6 protein-coding genes are annotated in these 20,835 nt (G+C 55.6%); 4 read left to right on the forward strand and 2 right to left on the reverse strand.

What is annotated here, in order from left to right; genetic code table 11:
* The first annotated feature begins 128 nt into the window (after positions 1–128).
* Positions 129–7,712 carry a SpvB/TcaC N-terminal domain-containing protein gene (locus L861_RS12895; protein ID WP_016417461.1) on the forward strand — a complete coding sequence of 2,528 codons (7,584 nt, stop codon included), beginning with the start codon at positions 129–131 and terminating at the stop codon, positions 7,710–7,712.
* 17 nt (positions 7,713–7,729) lie between these two features.
* Positions 7,730–16,801 (forward strand): Tc toxin subunit A-related protein, encoded by a 9,072-nt coding sequence (locus tag L861_RS12900; protein ID WP_016417462.1) that lies wholly within the window; start codon positions 7,730–7,732, stop codon positions 16,799–16,801.
* Positions 16,802–16,996: 195 nt separating this feature from the next.
* Here L861_RS12900 and L861_RS25320 read toward each other — a convergent pair whose 3' ends face one another.
* Together L861_RS25320 and glnA are read right to left on the reverse strand one after the other, a co-directional pair.
* Positions 16,997–17,197: an FmdB family zinc ribbon protein gene (locus tag L861_RS25320; protein WP_016417463.1), complete on the reverse strand. Its 201-nt coding sequence runs from the start codon at positions 17,195–17,197 to the stop codon at positions 16,997–16,999.
* Positions 17,197–18,609, reverse strand: a complete 1,413-nt coding sequence (glnA, locus tag L861_RS12910; protein WP_016417464.1) for a type I glutamate--ammonia ligase — start codon at positions 18,607–18,609, stop codon at positions 17,197–17,199. Before glnA ends, L861_RS25320 begins: the two co-directional genes overlap by 1 nt.
* Positions 18,610–19,056: 447 nt before the next feature.
* On the opposite strand from glnA, the gene L861_RS12915 reads away from it, so the two are divergent.
* Both L861_RS12915 and gstA read left to right on the forward strand, forming a co-directional pair.
* Entirely contained in the window at positions 19,057–19,983 is a 927-nt protein-coding gene (locus L861_RS12915) for a LysR family transcriptional regulator (protein ID WP_016417465.1), read from the forward strand.
* A gap of 157 nt (positions 19,984–20,140) precedes the next feature.
* Positions 20,141–20,752 carry a glutathione transferase GstA gene (gene gstA / locus L861_RS12920; protein WP_016417466.1) on the forward strand — a complete coding sequence of 204 codons (612 nt, stop codon included), beginning with the start codon at positions 20,141–20,143 and terminating at the stop codon, positions 20,750–20,752.
* Positions 20,753–20,835 lie beyond the last annotated feature (83 nt).

Consider the following 20,835-nt stretch of genomic DNA (forward strand, 5'->3'; position numbering starts at 1 on the left):
TCAATACTGGACAACATGCCACATTATTCCAGTCATCAGACTGTGGTCATGAAACCGGATTGTTCAGTCAATCTGGGGAAACAGCCTCCATAACAACACGGCTGTTACCAATCATCAGGGATGCCGACATGGACATGCAAGAAGGTTCAGAGCCCCCGGACCAGGGCCCCTTCAGCATTGAAGGGGGCTTGTCCGAACTCAAAACCATCGAAATACCCTCCATCGAACTGCCACAGGGTGGCGGTGCTATTCGCGGGGTCGACGAAAAACTGGCCGTCAACGCTGTCAATGGCACGGCTTCTTTTTCTTTCCCCCTACCGGTCGCTCCGGCTCGTGGGGTTACGCCGCAACTGCAGCTAAGTTACAGCTCGGGAGGCGGCAACAGTGTGTTTGGTCTCGGCTGGAATACCAACCTGCAGACGATAAAACGCAAAGCCAATCGCGAATTGCCCCGCTACGAAGATCTGACAGATTCAGACACCTATTTGTTCGCCGGTGCCGAAGACCTGGTACCTGAATTTGCCAAGGAACCGAGTGGTGAGTTTCTACAAAATCCTGATGGCAGCTATGTGACTCGCGAGCGAGACTCCCAGGACGGACAGTTCCGTATTCGCTGTTACCGACCACGGATTGAGGGGCTATTTGCCCGAATTGAGCGCTGGATTCACAAGACCACGCTGGAAACTCGTTGGCGGGTCATTAACCGGGACAATATCACGATACTTCTTGGGTGGAGCGCCGCTTCGCGTCTGTCGGACCCAAGCGATGATCGCAAGGTGTTTGAATGGCTACCCGAATTCATCTTTGATGACCTGGGCAACTGTTGTCACTACCTGTACCGGGAGGAAGATGACACCGGCTTCGACGCGACTCTACCCCACAATGCCAACCGCCGCCGGGGTGGCAAGCTCACCTATACCAACCGCTATCTGACCGATATTTTTTACGGCAATCGGGCTGTGTACGCCGGTTTCGGCGAACCCTTCCCGGATACATCGAGCTATATGTTTCACACGGCATTTGACTACGGTGAGTACGACCTGAACTCCCCCTATGCCAAAACCGGTAGCTGGACTCAGCGACCAGACGCATTCTCGGATAACAAGCCAGGGTTTGAGGTGCGAACCAACCGCCTGTGTCGAAGGGTTCTGCTGTTCCATCGCTTCGATGAACTGCCGGGTGGATCGGCTCTGGTACGCTCGCTCGATTTTGAACACGACAGCAACGGTGAACAGGGTTTTACCTTTTTGCGGCGCATTATCTCGAGGGGCTATATCAAGGATGTCAACGGTGATTACAGCAGCAAACAACTGCCCCCCTTGGAATTCAGCTATCAGCAGCACGCCTGGAGCCGCACCGTGCAATCCGTTGCCGCCGACGAGGTGGTCAACGCCCCGGCCGGGCTCGCCGCCAATTACCAATTGACCGATTTATACAGCGAAGGTCTGTCCGGTATTCTGGCGGAACAGGCCGGTAACTGGTACTACAAGCGCAATCTCGGCGGCGGCCGGTTCGAAGCGGCGAAGGCCGTCTCTCCACAACCGGCGGTGCGGGTGGCCAACAGCAATTGGAAGCTGCTCGACCTCGATGCCGACGGCAGCAAGCAACTGGCGAATTTCCGCCCCCACGTCCAAGGCTATTTCGAACTCGGCACCCCGCCGAAAGAGCCTGGCTTTAAAGCCTTTCAACAACTGGCCCAGGTCGACCACAGGGACCCTCATACCCGCCTGCTCGACCTCACCGGCGACGGCAAGCCGGATATTCTGATTTCCGAGGATCACGCCTTTACCTGGTATGAATCCAAAGGGCGCGAGGGTTTTGCAGCCGCACGCAAGACCCCGAAAGTATTCGACGAAGACGCTGGCCCGGCCATCGTGTTCGCCGACAGCAAGGAAAGCATTTTTATCGCCGATATGGACGGTGACGGACTCAGCGATATCGTGCGCATACGCGCCAGCGAAGTCTGCTATTGGCCAAACCTCGGTTACGGCCGGTTTGGTGCCAAGGTGGCAATGGACAGCCCACCGTCGTTCGACGCCCCTGATGCGTTCAATCCCGTTTACGTGCGCCTAGGTGATATCAGCGGCTCCGGCACCACCGATATCGTGTATCTAGGCCAAAACAAGGCCAGTTGCTGGCTTAACCTCAGCGGCAACGGCTTTGCTGCCACACCATTCGACATTCACTTCTTTCCCGAAATCCACAACCTGGCCCACGTCACCGTGGCCGACTTGTTGGGGACGGGAACCATGTGCTTAGTGTGGTCGAGTCCGCTGAGCAAGGATGCCCCTGCGCCTTTGCGCTACATCGATCTGGTCGACAGCCTGAAGCCGCATCTGATGACCGGGTACAGCAACAGCATGGGCAAGGAAGTGAGCCTTGAGTACACCCCGTCGACCCGGTTCTATATCCAGGACGAGCAGGCGGGTCGCCCCTGGGCCACCCAACTGCACTTCCCGGTGCACTGTCTCTCCCGAATCGAAACCACTGACCGGATCACCGGTCATCGCTTCGTGAGTCACTATCACTATGCCCACGGTTACTACGATCACGCCGAGCGCGAGTTTCGCGGCTTCGGCATGGTGGAGCAAACCGATTCGGAGCACTTCGAACACTGGGTGAAGGGTGGCTCGAATAATGTCGTCGAACAGGAATTGCATCAGGAGCCGGTCGTCACCCGTCAGTGGTTCCATACGGGCGCGTTTTTGCAGGGGGCCGGCATCCTCAACCAGTTTGCCGATGACTACTGGTATGCGGAAATGGCGCGCCAGGGCTTTCCCACCGCGCACAACGAACGCGATTTGCCGGAAGCCCAACTCATTGCCGCACCCAATCTCGATCCGACTCAGCTCGACCATCTCAGCGGCCTCGAGCATCGCCAGGCGGTGCGCGCCTGTAAAGGTATGGCGCTGCGCTCGGAAGTGTTTGCCCGGGATGCCCCCACCAGCGGCGCCAGTCCCGCCGAATTGCAGGCCGAGCTGACACCCTACGCGGTGGAGACGTCAAATTGTGTGATCGAATTGCTGCAACCGATGGGCCAGAACGAATACGCGGTGTTTGCCGTACGTCAACGCGAAGCCATTAGCTATGCCTACGAACGCGACACCGCCGATCCCCGCGTCGCTCACTCCCTCAACCTGAGCTTCGATGAATACGGCAACCCACTGGAGTCGGTTACCGTGATGTACGGGCGCAAGGTCGCTGACCCCTCACTGCCCGTCGCCCCCCGCACAGCGCAAGCGCGCACGTCCATCACCTACAAGGTGATGGGCTTTAGCAACGCAATCGATACCGACGACATCCATCGTCTGCCGTTGCCATCCGAAGAGCGTACCTATGAGCTGCGCGGGGTGTCGGCGTCCGGCGATTACTATGCGCCTGGCGATTTCGCTGGCGCCGCGCAGGCGACCGATGTGCCCTACTCTCACAAGCACAACGACCCATTGCCGGGCGCGGCGGAAAAACGCCTGATCGAACACCTTCGCACCACCTATTACCGTGACGATTTGAGTGGTCCGCTGCCGCTGCATCAGTCCGGCGCCCGGGCACTGCCCTTTGAAACCTTTCAGCTCGCCTACACGCCGGACCTGCTCAGCGATATCTTTGGTTCCAAGGTCAATGCGGCGACCATGGCCGCTGGGTCTTATGTACACAGCGAGGGCGATGACAATTGGTGGGTGCGTTCCGGGCGGACTGAATTCCTCCAGGGGGGCGAAACCACCGCTGCAGCCGCCGCGCGTTTTTTTACTCCTGTTGCCTATCGGGATCCGTTAGGTGCAGTGACCACCGTCTCCTATCTTGCGGCGTTTACCTTCCTGGAGGCCACTGAAGATGCGTTGGGCAATCGCGTGACGGTGGAGCAGTTTGACTTTCGCACGCTGTCACCGCGTCGCCTGCGCGACCCCAATAATAACGTGTCGGAATCATTGTCCGACGAATTGGGCATGGTCAAGGTCAGCGCGGTGTTTGGAAAAGGCGGTGAGGCGGATGACTTGAGTGGCCAACAGGCACAAACCAGTGCCGCCGAGACCGCCACCATCGACAGTTTCTTCAACGCCGCCGACTCGAATCAGCTTGTTACCCATGGCCAGAGCCTTCTGGGACACGCCACCACTCGCTATGTCTATGATCTCGACGCGTTCCAGAATTCGGGTAAGCCGTCGGTCACGGCCACCATTGTGCGCGAGCAGCATTTTCAGCAAAACAATCATTCACCGATCCAGATCAGCTTCAATTATTACGCTGGTCTCGGTGAAGTAGCGATGAAAAAGACACAGGCCGAACCCGGTCTCGCCAAGCAGCTCACCATTCATCCCGACGATACCGTCACCGTTACCGAAATCGATACGTCGCCTAACCTGCGCTGGCTGGGAACGGGGCGCATCGTCGTCAATAACAAGGGCAATCCGGTCAAAAAATACGAGCCCTACTTTTCCACCAATCACCATTTTGAAGATCACCCGCAACTGGTCGAAACCGGGGTGACGCCACTGTTTTTCTACGATGCCCTGGGCCGCGAAATCCGCATGGAACTGCCCGACGGCACCTTCAGCAAAACCGAATTCACCGCCTGGCAACAAGCCACCTACGACCCCGGCGATACGGTGATGGATTCCCGTTGGCACAACGACCGGGTGAATCATTCAATCAATGCCGAGCTGAGCGCCGAGGGCAAGGATCCCTTGAAAGAGGCCGCTGCGGCGACCGCCTCCGAGACCTATCACGATACACCGTCGGTACAACATCTCGATCCACTCGGCCGGGCGGTATTGCAGGTACAGCACAACAGGTTCAACGGCAGCGAAGATTTCTTGTTGGCGCGCGGGGAACTGGATATCGAAGGCAATCTGCTACAGGTCGTCGATCCCCGCGATAACGTGGTGGCCACCTACAAATACAGCATACTGGGGGTCGATGCCTATCAACACCTGCTCGACAGCGGCCAGCGTTGGTTGCTCGAAGATATCGATGGCAAACCGTTGCGCTCATGGGACGAGCGCGGACACGAATTCCAGTACCAATACGACATTTTGGCACGGCCGATACAGTCCCGGGTGATTGGCGGCGATGGCCCGCAGCCATTGGACCATATCTTTGAACGCATTTTTTACGGTGAGTCGGAACCGGGACCCGAAACCAACAATTTACGCGGCCGAGTGGTGCGCTATTACGACACCGGTGGCCTGGCCGAAGTACAGAACTATGATTTCAAGGGCCAGCCAATTAACAACCATCGTCGTCTGTTTGCGGATTATAAAACGCTACCTAATTGGACCAATGCCAATCTGGCGACGGATCTGGAACCCGACGTGCTTACCTCGACCACGGTGCGCGACGCGCTTGGACGCCCGATCCAAACCACCGCGCCGGATGGCTCGGTGGAATTGATCACCTACAATCCGGCCGGTTTACTCGAAAGCAAACAGCTACAGCACAGTGGTGGCCCATTACAGACCCTCATCAGCAACATCGACTACAACGAAAAAGGCCAACGGCTGAGGCTCGAGCTTGGCAATGGCGTGGTTACCCACTACCAGTACGACAGCCATAACTTCAATCTATTGCGTATCAGCTCCCGCACGGCAGGCAACCAACTGCTTCAGGACTTGCACTTCACCTACGACGCGACAGGCAATGTCACCCATATTCAGGACAGCGCCGTGCCGCTGCAGTTTTTCAACAATCAATTCATCAGCGGCCTTTCTACCTATACCTACGACGCCATATACCGGCTGCGGGAGGCCACCGGCCGGGAAAACAACGCCACCCTGAGTTTTGCAGCCAACGACAACTGGAACGATCAGGCGTATCTGCACGCGCTCAACAACGGGGATCCCGCCGTAACGCGCAATTACACCCAGAGCTACGCCTACGACCTGGCCGGCAACCTGTTACAACTGAAACACCAAGCCGGGGGTAATAGCTGGACCCGCGACTACCACTACCAGGGCACGAGTAATCGCCTGCTATCCACCAGCGTAGCCGGGCAAAACTATCTGTACGGTCATCACACGAGCCACGGCTTTATTACCCGCATGCCGCATCTGGAAGAACTGGCCTGGAACTTCAAGGAAAAACTGATTCGTTCCATCCGTCAGAAAGTGCTGACCGGGACGCCGGAAACCACCTATTACCAATATAGCGCGGACGGAGAACGTATCCGCAAGATCACCGAACTCGCCGCAGCGGCCGGCCAGCAGCCGCAGCAAAAAGAGGAGCGCATTTATCTCGGTAACTACGAGCGTTATCGAAAACTGTCCGGTCAAGACTCCGGTTTGATCAGACACAGCTTGTCTGTCGTCGACGATCACGGTCGCATCGCCCTGATCGATACCCGCAACGACGTCGACGATGGCACTCTGCCACGTCTGGTTCGTTACCAGCTCGCCAATCACCTGAACAGCGTCAGTCTCGAAGTCGATGACAATGCCCAGACCATTTCCTATGAGGAGTACCACCCCTTCGGAACCACCGCTTACCGCGTGGTCAACAAGGCGATCAACGCCGCCGCCAAGCGGTACCGTTATGTCGGCATGGAGCGCGACGAGGAAACGGGGCTGTCGTATCACTCGGCGCGCTACTACGTGCCCTGGCTGGGACGATGGCTAAGCGCCGACCCAAGCGGTATCGGAGACGCACTCAACGCCTATCAGTACGCCAAAAACAATCCGGCGTCGCTCAGGGACATTAACGGGCATGAGAGTGACGAACAGAAAGCCGCGCGCATGTTCGAGGAATTTCTGATCGACCAGGGGGTGAATTACCGCAAAGAAGTGCCGTTTCGCGTAAAAGTCGGTAACGACTGGGTCGAAGGCCGGGCCGATTTCTTTGTGGAAACCAATAAAGGCTGGGAACCGGTGGAGATGAAAGGCAAGGCCAATTCCCGCTGGACCAAAGCACAGAAGAAGTACTTGCCGGCGCTACAGGCGGGGGCTGAATTCGAAACCATTGGCACCAGCAAGTTCAAGTCCAAGGTGACCGGCTCCGGTGGCGGCAAAGTGTTCAACGTGCATACGGTGGCCAAGGGCAAATTCCAATTCCAGAAGTTGTTTACCTCGACCGTTATCAAACGCCCGCAGGGCGATCCCAGTAAAGGTGAGCGCATCACGATCACCCGGGATCGGGATGGAAACGTGGTCGAGCGCACCAGTGAACCGCATACCGCCACGGGCACGCGCTCGAAACCGAAAGCCAAGACCAGAACTAGAGTGCATTCACCCAGAGCGAAAACACCGCGGGTAAAGGCCAAGGGGCCACTGGGGTTGCTGATCGGCGGGGCGACGGCGATCGGTGTCTTTGCCTATACCGGCGACGCCTACGCTGCCAGCCAGTCGGTCAACCCGGCGGCTGAGACGACCGATGCCGCAGTTGAAGGGGGCGATGCCGGTGACGTCGCCTGGGGCGTGACCAAGGACGTGTGGTATTGGACACCGCCCGGTTGGGTGCATGGCACCGCCGAGACGCTATGGGATCTCAACCAGGCAGCCATGGACGCATCCCATTTCCCGGTACCGGAAGGGTTCACGGAACAAATGGTGAAAGAGGGGCGCAATCCGTTTTGTGCAGTCTGCCACGATTCGCGCGGTCCCGGCAGCGAAAGCTATCGCAGACAGCAAGAAGTGGAGCAGATGTTTCAGGGAACGGAGTCAATGATCAATGACGCGGAAACACGTCGAGCACTGATCGAATATATCGAAACACTGGATCAATAATCGCGCAGGTACCGATCATGGAACACAAACATATTGTCACAGGAACGGTCACCAGCCGCCGCGGAGATTCCACCGAAGGACTTCTGGTCCACGCCTACGATCTAGGCGTCCGCCAACAGCGGCTGCTTGGAGAGGCAACGGTGGCAGCCGATGAAACGTATCGCCTGTGCTGGTCCGCCGATGAGAATCATAAGACCAAGATCACGTTGGGACTCGAAGTCCTGACGCCGACCGACCATACCGTCCTGTTTCGTTCCGGTCCCGACGACGCGGTGTTTGGTGCAGGTCGGCGCGAAGTGATCGACGTGGTCATCACCATGCGGATCGAGCCGGAAGCCGTCGAATACGATGTGCTGCTGAAAACGGTCAAGGCAGCGGCCGGCGATCTTGAACTCCGCGAATTGGAAGAAACCGACCAACACCGCGACATCACCATGTTGGCGAAAAGCACACGCCAGTCGCGGGACGCCATCGAACACCTGGTACTGGCCCAGCGTCTGGAGGAGTTCTCCAACATCGAGGCAGCGTTTTTCTACGCCCTGTTACGCCAGCACACGCTGTTGAAAAACGACCTCAGACAACCGTTGACGCTGCGATTCGTGATCGATATCAACACCGATACCAAAAGCGTGCTCTACGAGGCGGCGCTGGTCGACCCACAACAGATCGAGCGCGATATCGTACAGGCGGTGGAGCGGAAACTGGTTTCCGTCAGCACCTCTTCGAACGTTACCAAGCACATCAAGGCACTGGCGGCCTATAAGTCCTCCGCCGAAAAGTTCGCTGAACAAGAGCGAACTGACCGAATCATGGATGTCGTCACCCAGTTTGTATTAACGGACAAACTCGGCGAAGCCATGCAACTGCTCAAGGAAAATCCCAGCGATCTTCGTGGCGCGATCGAAATGATCGCCAACAAGAAATTCCTGGGCGACGTCAGCAAGGCGCGCAAACTGCAGACGGATGTGGCAATCGGCGAGTTATTGGGATTCGATCGGCACATCATCGACGCGGTGGCAAAGCGTCACAACATTACCGAGCCCGATGACATCGGCCGCCTGGCGCGGCTTCAGAAATCAGAATGGACCGAGTTGCTGAAAAAAGCCGGCGACGATATCAAGGTCCGCGGCAAACCCCTTGCTACCGAACATATCGAGGCTCATGCCTCTGCGCTGGTTCACAACATGGAGCGGGCTTTTCCTTCACAGGCCTTTTTCGGCCATCTGGAAAAGGAAAAGCAGCCGTTTTTGGAGCATCATGCGGACGTCATCGCGATCACCCGAGAGCATCAGGACTTCGATCTCAAGAGCAGCAATATCGACCAGTTTTTCAAGAAAAAGAAACTCACCGACAACTCTCATCGCATCGCCCGCGAAGAACTGAAAAAGGTACAACGGGTATTTCGCTTGGCGCCGCAGTACGGCAAGACCATGTCCCTTCTCAAGCAGGGAATGACTTCGTCGCGGGATATTACGACGCTGGGAAAACACCGCTTCCTGAAAGAGATCGCCCCCGCCGCTGGCCTCGAAGCCGAAGAGGCCGAGTTGGTTTACGCCAAAGCGGAAACCTTGTCCACCGCCACCCTGATGGTGGCTGGCGACCTGCAGGATCTAGCCGCGGCCAATGCCATTCCGGCCATCAATACCAAAAAACTCGCCGCCAAGGTCCAACAGGCCACCACTGACTACCCCAATCTCAAGTCCCTGTTCAAGGGCATCGACACCTGTGAGTGTGAGCACTGCCGTTCCGTTTACGGACCGGCGGCCTATCTGGTGGAACTGCTGGAATTCGTTGATAGCCGTAGCGTAACGGATTTGACGGTGACGCCGCACGTTACCACCAACCACGCCCGGGATGTGCTGTTTAACCGACGCCCGGACCTGGGCGACATAGATCTCAATTGCGCCAATGCCATTACACCGCTGCCCTATATCGACCTGGTGTGCGAGCAACTCGAGGAACTGATTGCTCCGGACCCCGGCATCGACTTCAGCGGCGACCTCGCTACGGGCAGCGACCCATTGGTCGGTACCATTTCCCAGGATTTGCTCAATGCCCTCACCGCCGAGAACATTCCTGTCACTGGTAGCGCTCAGGTATATCCCACCGAGACGGTATCAGGATCGTCGGCTACCCTGCCTCACTACATCCGCGATACCAAAGCGGTACTGAAAGCCGTCAATGTCGGCGGCAATAACTACACGATTTTCCGCCTGCGGCAGACACTGTCCCCCGCTGAAGAACTGGCGGCCGCGCCTGAGTATGTCAATCAGGCCGCCTACGCGGAACTGGTGGCCAAGGCATTTGCATTCACCTTGCCATTCGATCTCCACCACACCGAAGCGACCGCCTATTTCAGCCGCTTCGATATTGACCGCGCCGACCTGATGCGCACCTTCCAGATTGGCGGCACCCCGATCAAAGACGTCATCGCTGCGGAAACACTGGCACTGAGTGACAGTGAACGGCAACTGATCACCCAGCCCGACGTCGGTGGACAGAGTGATTATTGGAATACCGCACTGAGTGATCTCAAAGTCGTTGGTACGCTGCTGGACAAAACCGGATTGAGTTATGAAGAACTGGACCGGCTATTGGCGCTGTCATTCATCGACCTCAATGACGATCTATTCATCAAACACCTGGATTTGAGCTGCAACCTCGACCAAAAAGAAATTTCCAATCTGGACAATGCGTCGCTGGATCGCATACATCGCTTTTTACGTCTGCAAAAATCCACCGGTTGGGCATTGGAGACGTTGGACGCCTTCATCAGCCAGCCGGCGCTGGGTGCGGGCCAGCTCAATAATACCACCCTCCATATTCTGGCGGACCTGCAGCGCTTGAGTCGTCTCACCAACATCAACATCGATGAACTCGCCGGTTGCTATGGAGACATTCCCTCCGAGTTGTATACCCGAACGTTTCAAAACAAGGCTCGTAACGGCACCATCGATGAGGCACTGACCCCGGCCAATGTCGACGGTAGCGGGTTTCTCGCCAACGTTTCCGGTAGCCTGGCGACCTGTCTGCAGATTCGTAGCGATGAATTCGATCGCCTGCTCACCCTGCTGGTGGATAACAAACTCAGCATCGCCAATCTCAGTTCACTGTTCCTGTTCACCCGGCTGATGCGCAAGCTCAAGTTGAGCGCCGTTGATATCGACATCCTGATAGATCTCAGCGCCATCGATCCGACCGGCGCGCCGGCGGAGACTCTGGCGTTTGCCGAGTATGCGCTACAGGCCAAGGAACTGCCGCTGGGTCTGGAAACGATTCGTTTCATGCTCTACCACCAGGCTGACGAAGTCGAAACCCTGGAAATCAAGGACGATTCGGTTCAGTCACTTCTCACCACCTTGCAAACCGCCTATCAGGACGCCTTTGAAGCGAGTCGCTCTCCCTTTGATCCCAACCTGGAAGCCAGCGAGCAACAGGAAAGCCTGCTGAAGTTACTGGGTCAATTCAACCAGGTGACAGCGGAGGATGCGAAAATCATCCTCGGCTTTCTGCAACGCGAGTGGACATCGGCCGCCGCCGCCAAAGCCATTGTCGACGGGTTGTTCGCCGCGCAATTCAATACGACGTCCATCAAGTCCGCTATCGATGCCCTTGATGCGCTAGCGCCCAATGCCGATATCAGCCAGGCGAGCAAAGACCTGATGCAGGCGCTGATGGATGCCCTGTCATCTCACCAGTTTCTCGCCGCCAAGACGGCCATCCTGTTCGACCAGATAAGTGCTGCCTTCAACGCCGACCCTGATTTGACCGCGGTGGTGTTGAGCCGGGCCTTGCTCAAGCAACCGGCGCCGGGTACCGATGCAGTGCTCGATATCCTGCTTTCCGACGACCTGATCGATACCACCAATCAACCACCGACACCACCCACTATCTCCGAAGGCAATGTCAGCTTGCACTACGCGGCGGTGCGGTTGCTCCACAAGTTGTTGCCTCTGGCTGCGTCCTTTGATGTGGACGCCAATACCCTGGATTGGCTGATGCGGCACAGCGAGACCCTCGGCTGGCTGGAGCTGGATCGCATTCCCTATGTGAGCGGTCATGTCGAACAGGCGTTTACCGCCTATCTCGACAGTGTTAGTGCATTACGGCTGGCGCAGCAGTTGACACCGGTAGCCGATCCAGCCGATGCCTCCAACGCCGTTGACTTCTGGTCAGTGCTGGAGATGACGCTGCCGGGTAGCACCGCCACCCGGGAAGCATTTCTTGAACGACTGGCGCTGCTTAGCGCCTATGATCTGACGCTACTGGATGATCTCGACGCCCATTTCTTTCCCACTTTCGATTTCGCCAAGTACCACAAACCGACGACCTGGGCACGTCTGCTGAAAAGTGCGGAGTTGGCGCGCAAGTTGGCCAGCTCGGTGGCTGAAATCACCGTATTCATCACGCCGAAGCTCAACGCCGATGACACCCGGAAACTGCGTCAGGCGCTGAAGTCCCGCTACGATGAAAATACTTGGCTGAACACCCTCCAGGAAGTCATGGACGCCATTCGTCCGCAAAAACGCGACGCCCTGGTGGCCTATCTGTTGGCAACACGTCCCGAATTCAATCACGCCAACGACCTCTACGACCACTTATTGATCGACGTCGAAATGGAAGCCTGCATGCCAAGCTCGCGCATCGTCCAGGCTCACGGCGCCATCCAGTTGTTCGTACAGCGCTGTCTGATGGGGCTGGAACCGAAAGCGGCCGCCGACCGTGACAACGACAGTGGCTGGGAACACTGGAAATGGCTCAAGCTCTTCCGGGTGCGGGAGGTGAATCACAAAATCTTTCTGTACCCGGAGAACTGGATCGAAGCGGAACTGCGCGACGACAAGTCCTTTATCTTTGTCGATCTCGAAAACGAACTGCAGCAAAATGAACTCACCGAATTTACTGCCGAACAGGCGTTTATCGGTTATATGGAACGCCTCGACGAACTGGCGTTTCTGGAAGTGGTGGCGACCTGGTACCAAGTTGCTACGCGCACCATGCATGTGTTCGCGCGCACCAAGAGCGGCGATCCGGCCACCTATTACCATCGCCGGTTTGAACAGGAACGCTACTGGACGCCGTGGGAACTGGTCGATCTGGATATCACCAGCGATCAGTTGCTGGCACTAGAGCGCAACAACCGACTGACCCTGGCCTGGCCGATTTTCAGTGAGGAACCCGACCCCAGTCCCGAATCGACGGTACCGGACTCCACTCCAGGCACCGTCGTGGCCAGCGACAAGCCCAAGCGCAAACTCAAAATCCAACTGGCGGTGAGCGAGTTTGCCGACGGCAGGTGGCAACCCAAACGGGTATCCAAGGACGCGGTACTCACGCCCTCCACCTACACCACCGAAGACCTCGAGCAACACCTCTACAACCTGGTGTACATCGAAGCGATCGATCAGATATTACTCCTCAAGACACTGGGCCAGGACGCCACCGAATTGCGCGGCTCGTTTCTGCTCACCGGCTGTAAGGGCTATCCCGAGCTCACCTCTCAAGGCAAGGTACATTTTCCAGATTTCTTCCCCGACTTCAGGGATACGCTGCTGACCGTGCAGCGCTACAACGAACGCAATTGGGATGTCACCGATGAGCTGGCTGCACGCACGGCGCTGAGGCCATTCAGCTTCTACAACATATTGAACAAAACGCCCGGCAACTTCCGTATTACCTACCCCCATCAAATGACCATCATCGACTGGGTGTTGCTGTTGATTCATTACATTCTGTTGATGTCCTACAGCAGCAACTCCAGCTCGGTTGCGCGCTATGACCGGGTGTTCAAAATTCCGTTTGGCACCCTGCTACCCTATTTCATGGAGGACAGTGAACACGCTTATGTGATTATTCCCGGTTTTTATTCATCATCCAAAGCGCCGGAGGAAAGCTTCACTATAGAGAACACAGCCAGCAGCGTGGCCAGACGCACCGCGTCCGACGTTATCCAGTTGATTGAAGATGTGCTGAATCTCTACAAGAAATACATCGCCAAGATTCAAAGCGGACAAAGCCCCGCCGATGTACTGCAGGAACTGCTCGCCGATGATGACTATCACGACATCCTGGCCGAACTCAAAGTTTACGCCGGACTTCAGTACGGTGAGCGTTTCAGCAATATGTATCACCCTCTTATGTGCGCATTCCGCAAGATACTCTATAAGGAAGGCATCCCTGCACTGATGCGGCGCGGCACGCAATTGCAGCAAACCGGCTTTGACTTCGATACCCATTATGATCCCACACCGTTTGTACCGTTGGCGTATCCGGTGGAAAATGTCGATTTCGATTCCGACGGTAGCTACAGCGGGTATAATTGGGAAATCTTCTTCCACCTACCGATGTTGATCGCCACCCAGCTGACTCGCAACCAGCGTTTCGAAGAAGCGATGGATTGGCTGCATTTCATTTTTAATCCCACCGGGGCGCTGCCCGGCGATGCGCCTAACAAGTACTGGGTGACCAAGCCATTCTTCCTGCGCAGCGATAGCGACTATATCGATCAGCGTATCGACAACCTACTCTATAAAATCGCTGACCCCAATACACCGGAGATAAAGGAACTGGAGTTCGCCATTCAACAGTGGCGCGACAAACCGTTCCGGCCCCATGTGGTAGCGCGTTTCCGCACCGTCGCTTACCAGAAAGCGATTCTCATGAAGTACATAGACAACCTGGTTGAGTGGGGCGATTACCTGTTCCGTCAGGACACCATGGAGTCGATCACCCAGGCCACCCAAATGTACGTGCTGGCCGATAAACTGCTGGGCCCCAAGCCTCGCGTGGTGCCGCCGTTGGTGGAGCCACCGCCGGAAACCTACCATCAGTTGCGAGCCAAGCTCGGCCCACTGGGTAACGCCCTGATTGATCTGGAAAACATCTTGCCGGATCTCTCGGTATTGCCTGAAGGCGGCGCGGAGCTGCCCCCGGCACCAGTGACACTTCACACATTGTATTTTTGCGTGCCACAAAACGAACAGATGCTGGCCTATTGGGACCGGATCGCCGATCGCCTGTTCAAGATCCGCCACTGTCAGAATATCGATGGTATCGAACGGACTCTGGCACTGTTTGCGCCGCCGATCGATCCGGCCATGCTGGTGAAAGCTGCGGCGGCCGGCCTCGACATTTCCTCTATTATTGCCGGACTGAATGCACCACTGCCCTACTACCGGTTTAGTGTGTTGTCACAAAAGGCCAGTGAACTGGCCAACGAAGTGCGCAGTCTCGGCAATTCACTGCTGCAAGCGCTGGAAAAAAAGGATGCCGAGGAGTTGGCGCTATTGCGCAATGAACTGGAAATCAAACTGCTCGATACCACTACCCGCGTTAAGCAACTCAGTATCGACGAGGCTGTAGAACAAATTGGCGTGTTAAAGCGCACGCGCCAAGTGACGGAAGAGCGCCATAAATTCTACGTTGATGTGGAGAAAATCAATACCAAGGAACAGCTCAATCTCGACAAGCTCGGTGACAGCCAGGATATGCAACTTGGCTCACAGATCAGCCGTACCCTCGCGGGCGTGGTGGCAATGGTGCCCGACTTGCTGGGCGGTGCCTCCGGTTTTGGCGGTAGCCCTCATGTCACTCTGCAGTGGGGCGGAAAAAACCTGGCTGCCGCGGCGAATTCGGCGGCCGATGTGATGGATATCCTCGCGGGCGTGGCTGCCTACGAGGCCAATCGAGCATCTATTCTCGGTGGATATGACCGCCGCTTTGATGACTGGAAGCTGCAGGAGCGGCTGGCACAGAGGGAGCTGGACGCCATAGACAAGCAAATCACTGCCGCCGAGATTCGCAAAGCCATGGCCGAGGCGGATCTCAAAACCCACGAACAGCAGATCGAAAACACTACCCAAGCCGATGAGTATATGCGCTCCAAGTTTACCAACCAGGAGCTGTACCAGTGGATGATCGGCAAGCTCAGCTCGGTGTATTTCAGCGCCTACAAGCTGGCCCACGACTTCGCCAAAAAGGCGGAACGGAATTACCAGTTTGAACTGGGCCGCAACGACACGTTCATTGCCTTCGGTTACTGGGATAGTTTGAAAAAAGGTCTGCAGAGTGCCGATAGACTCATCCACGACATCAATCGAATGAGTACGGCGTATTTAGATTACAACAAGCGTGAATACGAGATCACCAAACACATTTCTCTGGCCGCACTCGACCCGCTAGTGCTGTTCAAATTGCGAGCCACCGGAAGTTGCGATTTTGAAGTGCCCGAAGCGATATTTGATCTCGACCATCCCGGTCATTACTTTCGCCGAATCAAAGCGGTGAGCATGAGCTTGCCTTGCGTCGCTGGTCCGCATACTTCGGTTGGCGCCAGACTTTCGTTGGTGAGCAACAAGTACCGCAGAGACCTCCAGCCGGACAATCTCGCCGGTACCGGTTACGCTGAAGATCCCGGTAACGACGGCCGCTTTGTCTACAACATTGGCGCCATCCAATCGATTGCCACATCGACCGCGCAGCAGGACAGCGGCCTGTTTGAACTCAATTTCCGCGACGACCGCTACCTTCCCTTTGAGGGTACCGGCGCCATCAGCGCCTGGCGGCTGGAACTGCCCGGAAAGAACCTGGCACAATTCAACTATGACACCATCGCCGATGTTGTATTGCATCTCAACTATACGGCACGCGAAGGTGGCTCGGCGTTGCGGACTCTGGCGGAGTCAACCATGACTGACCGCCTGCAGGAGATTAAGCAGGAACTCAACCAGACCGGTTTGCACACCGCCATCAACCTCAAGCACGACCTGCCCAACGAGTGGCATTTACTTAAGCACAACGGGTCGGCAAATATTGTCTTGAATGAATCGCGCTTGCCGTACCTGGCCCAGGCACTGGATGCGAGCATAGCCAAGGTGGTGTTACTGGCAGAACTGGACGGCAATCCCGCTTCGTTTTCGCTGGATATCGACGCTGCGACGACTAACCTGGCAAGGATCGATGAATGGAAGATCTGCAAAGGTGAAACAACGGACATTACCCTGAATACACCATTTGTTCTCGCCGCATCCCCAGCCGACCTGACAAGTCTCAAAAAGTTAGTCATGATCGTTCATTACACGTTTAGCTAAGGAGCCTGGTCAATCCAACGAACAGAAATAGTAGTAGAGCTATGATGATAATCATAGCTCTATCCATGCGCTGGATAAACGACATGTAGTGAGAAATCTCACCCTACAAGCTTACCCATCACATGCACACCCGTCGGCTGTGGCAGGCCATCTGTGCCGATCTGAAACTCGTAGAGGCCTGCTAGGGTGCTTTTCTCAACTCTTCCGGGAGGTCTTGGCGAAGAACGGCGTCATCACCTGATCAACCTGCTTGCTCTTGCACTTCGGGCACTCGTGCTGCGTACTGGTGTGATCCGTCATGTGCTCGCTCAACTCGAATTCCTCTCCACACTTCTTGCAACGGTATTGATACGTTGGCATGGTCGTATACCCCCATCTAAGGCTGGCGGCCTCCATCAGGCATCGAAATAGAGTGTAAACTCGTACGGGTGGGGACGCAGGCGCACAGCGGACACCTCGTTTTCCAACTTGTAGTCGATCCAGGTCTCGATCATGTCCTGGGTAAAGACATCTCCCTGTAGGAGGAACTCGTGGTCGTTTCGCAGCGCTTCCAAGGCTTCTTCCAGCGAGGCCGGCGTCGAAGGAACTTTCGCCAACTCCTCCCGGCTCAGCGAATAGATATCCTTGTCGAGAGGATCGCCGGCCTCCAGCCGGTTCTGAATCCCGTCCAGCCCGGCCATCAGCATTGCCGAGAATGCCAGGTAGCCATTGCATGAAGGATCGGGAAACCGCACCTCGATCCGTTTCGACTCGGGATTGGTCTGATACATGGGGATGCGTACTGCTGCCGAACGGTTGCGACTGGAGTAGGCCAAGTTGATTGGCGCCTCGAATCCCGGCACCAGGCGCCGGTAGCTGTTGGTGGTGGGATTGGTGAACGCGGCCAGGGCCGGGGCATGTTGGAGAATGCCGGCGATGTAGTGCACGGCCAGAGGGCTGAGACCTGCATAGCCGTCGCCGGCGAACAGCGGCTTACCCTCTTTCCAAAGGCTCTGGTGTACGTGCATGCCGGTCCCGTTATCCTGGAATACCGGTTTTGGCATGAAAGTGACAACCTTTCCGTGGCGGCGGGCCACGTTCTTTATCACATACTTGTACCACATCAGGCCGTCCCCCATTTCCTGGATGGCCAGATAGCGCATGTCGATTTCACCCTGTCCCGCCGTTGCCACCTCGTGGTGATGAGCCTCGATACGATAGCCAAGCTTTTCCAGGGTCAATACCATTTCAGAGCGGATATCCTGCAGCGAATCCGTGGGAGGGACAGGGAAATACCCCTCCTTGTATCGCGGCTTGTATCCCAGGTTTGGCCACTCTTCTCGCCCGGTATTCCACTGGCCTTCTATCGAATCGATGAAGTAGTAACCACACTGCTGATTCTGTTCATACCGGACATCGTCGAGGATGAAGAACTCGGCTTCCGGGCCAAAATAGGCGACATCCCCGATGCCAGTGTTTTTCAGGTAGCCCGCTGCCTTGCGCACGATATTTCGGGGGTCACGACTGTACGCCTCGCGGGTAACGGGATCCACGATATCGCAGATCAGGGAGAGGGTGGCGACTTCGGTGAAGGGGTCAAGTACCGCCGTTCTCGGATCCGGAACCACCAGCATGTCAGAGGCATGGATCGCCTGCCAACCTCGGATTGACGAGCCGTCAAAGCCGATCCCGGCATCAAAAGCGTTTTCATCCAACTCACTGACAGGAATGGAAAAATGCTGCCACATCCCCAGCATGTCGGAAAACTTCAGGTCCACGATTTCGCAATGATTCTCTTTCGAGAACTCAAGGGCTTGCTGCGGATTCATATCAAGCCTCCCGCACCGATCGATACGGGGATTCATTGATAAGGTCGCCGCGCCTCTTTTCGGTGCATCATTGGTTGGTTAATGCCCGCCACCCTCCACAGGGCCTCGAGGGCCCAGCAGAGTCTGTGGTTTCTAGACTATTACATAAGCATAGCCCGGAAGTGGCAGCTATTCCTCTCGACACAACGCCAATAACGCCCTAAGGAAATACTGCATAAATCCCGCCGTAGCTACCTGGCAGCCATCGGCGGGGTAGAATCCCCGACTTCGGCACTTCCAGCCCGGTTTTGGCCTGGAATCGGTACCTGTGGCCTGAGAGTTCATTTTCAACCGGATCGATGAATTGGATAGTAGAGTAACAAATATCAAACAAGACGAGTTTGGGCCGATCACAGTCGACAAGTACAGTTAGATATCCACAACCTGCACATAAGGAGAGCTACTGATATGATGAATCTCTTGCACTGGCGACTACTCGTAGCCGTTGCCGACGCTGGCAGTGTGTCGAAAGCCGCTGAACGCTATGGCATTACTCAATCTGGTGCCAGCCAAGCCATTACACAGATGGAGGACGCCCTCGGCATCAAGGTCTTCGTGCGAGAGCGACGCCAGACGACCGTCACTACTGTCGGGCAACAGGTATTGGACAGAGCCCGCCAAATGCTGGCTGAGCTCGAGTCAATTCAGAAGCTAGCGGATTCAGCCAAGGACTGGGATACGGGAAAGATCAAGCTAGCAAGCTTTCCGTCGGTTTTCACGACGATGCTACAACCACTCATCAGTTCCTTCTGTCGAATGCATCCTAGTATCGAAGTAGTCAACCTAAACGGTACGGATCAAGAGGTAGAAGCGTGGCTGGCCAATGGAAGTATCGACCTCGGTGTGGTTATGAACCCCGCTCGTCATAGGCATGCGATACCCTTAGGACGCGACGCATGGGTGGCAGTGATTCCCTCTACACACCCTTTGTCCCGCCGCTCATCATCAAAAGGTGTCGCGCTCCAGGAACTGGTCGACGAACCCTTTATCGCTGCTACAGGCGGATGCCATTTACATGGTCAAGAAATCGCCTCTCAACAGGGCATAGAACTCAAGAACATTTGCATCACAGTGCAGGACTGGGATACGGCCTACGCACTGATCAGTGAAGGCATGGGGCTTTCCGTGGTGCCATTCTCTACCATTCCGGACAACATCCGCGGTATTCGTGTTCTAGAGCTAGCCCAGCCCGTATACCGTGAGTTTGGTTTGGTATTTTCAGACCCCAACAATAAGTCTCTTCCCATCACCGCGTTAGTCGATCAAATCCAAAAGTCACTGGCATCTTACCCAAACAGCAAGAAAACAACCTCCCAAAATTCTCAGGTAGCATAAGCATGTACGTCATTAGACCTACTAATGCCTCACTAATGAAATCGTAATTTTACAGCTAGAACAGTAGCTCTGTACCATTCGAAAAGGATTAATTTTGAAGTCTCGATAATGACACGTCTAAAAAATCTTACGGTCGAAATTGAATTTTGGAGGTAATATGAAGCTATATTTCGCCCCCAAGGCATGCTCTCTCTCTCCCCATATCATCATGCGGGAACTTGGCCTTGAATTTGAGTTGATCCGAATTAACAACAAAACGAAAAAAACAGCAGAAGGCGGGAATTTCCTAGAGGTTAATCCAAAAGGCTATGTTGCGGCACTTGAGCTTGACAATGGTGAGGTACTGACAGAAGGCCCGGCTATTGTACAGTATCTTGCTGATTTGGTACCCGAAGCGAACCTTGCTCCCTCCAATGGAACCTGGGAGCGAGTACGTCTCCAGGAGTGGCTCAGCTTCATAACTTCTGAAATACATGGGGGTAGCGGACCGCTATTCAGTGACGAGATTCCAGAAGATGTGAAAGACATCTTCAAGAAAAAACTCTTCAAACGTTTCGACTTTATCGTCAATACCCTTGAACATCAGGATTACCTGATCGGAACCTACAGTGTTGCTGACCCGTACCTCTATACCGTACTGACTTGGATGCCCAACTTTTCGATAGATATCAAAGATTGGCCAGTACTCCATCGTTATATGCAACGAATTGAAGTTCGTGAAGCAGTTCAAGCAGCCATTTCAGCTGAAGCCGAAACTGATCCTGTTTAGGTTCAACCTGATCAGCATGAGTTTTCCCTCGACATCCGTCGCGTCATCAAGGCACCTGTGGCTACCATCTACCATCTGGGCTA

It is taken from the genome of Litchfieldella anticariensis FP35 = DSM 16096 (assembly GCF_000409775.1).
Taxonomy (GTDB): domain Bacteria; phylum Pseudomonadota; class Gammaproteobacteria; order Pseudomonadales; family Halomonadaceae; genus Litchfieldella; species Litchfieldella anticariensis.

What these genes read in the sequence shown, in the direction of transcription:
- L861_RS25320 (WP_016417463.1), bottom strand. Translation starts at nt 17,197, where the DNA reads ATGGAGGCCGCCAGCCTTAGATGGGGGTATACGACCATGCCAACGTAT.
- L861_RS12895 (WP_016417461.1), top strand. Translation starts at nt 129, where the DNA reads ATGGACATGCAAGAAGGTTCAGAGCCCCCGGACCAGGGCCCCTTCAGC.
- L861_RS12900 (WP_016417462.1), top strand. Translation starts at nt 7,730, where the DNA reads ATGGAACACAAACATATTGTCACAGGAACGGTCACCAGCCGCCGCGGA.
- gstA (WP_016417466.1), top strand. Translation starts at nt 20,141, where the DNA reads ATGAAGCTATATTTCGCCCCCAAGGCATGCTCTCTCTCTCCCCATATC.
- glnA (WP_016417464.1), bottom strand. Translation starts at nt 18,609, where the DNA reads ATGAATCCGCAGCAAGCCCTTGAGTTCTCGAAAGAGAATCATTGCGAA.
- L861_RS12915 (WP_016417465.1), top strand. Translation starts at nt 19,057, where the DNA reads ATGATGAATCTCTTGCACTGGCGACTACTCGTAGCCGTTGCCGACGCT.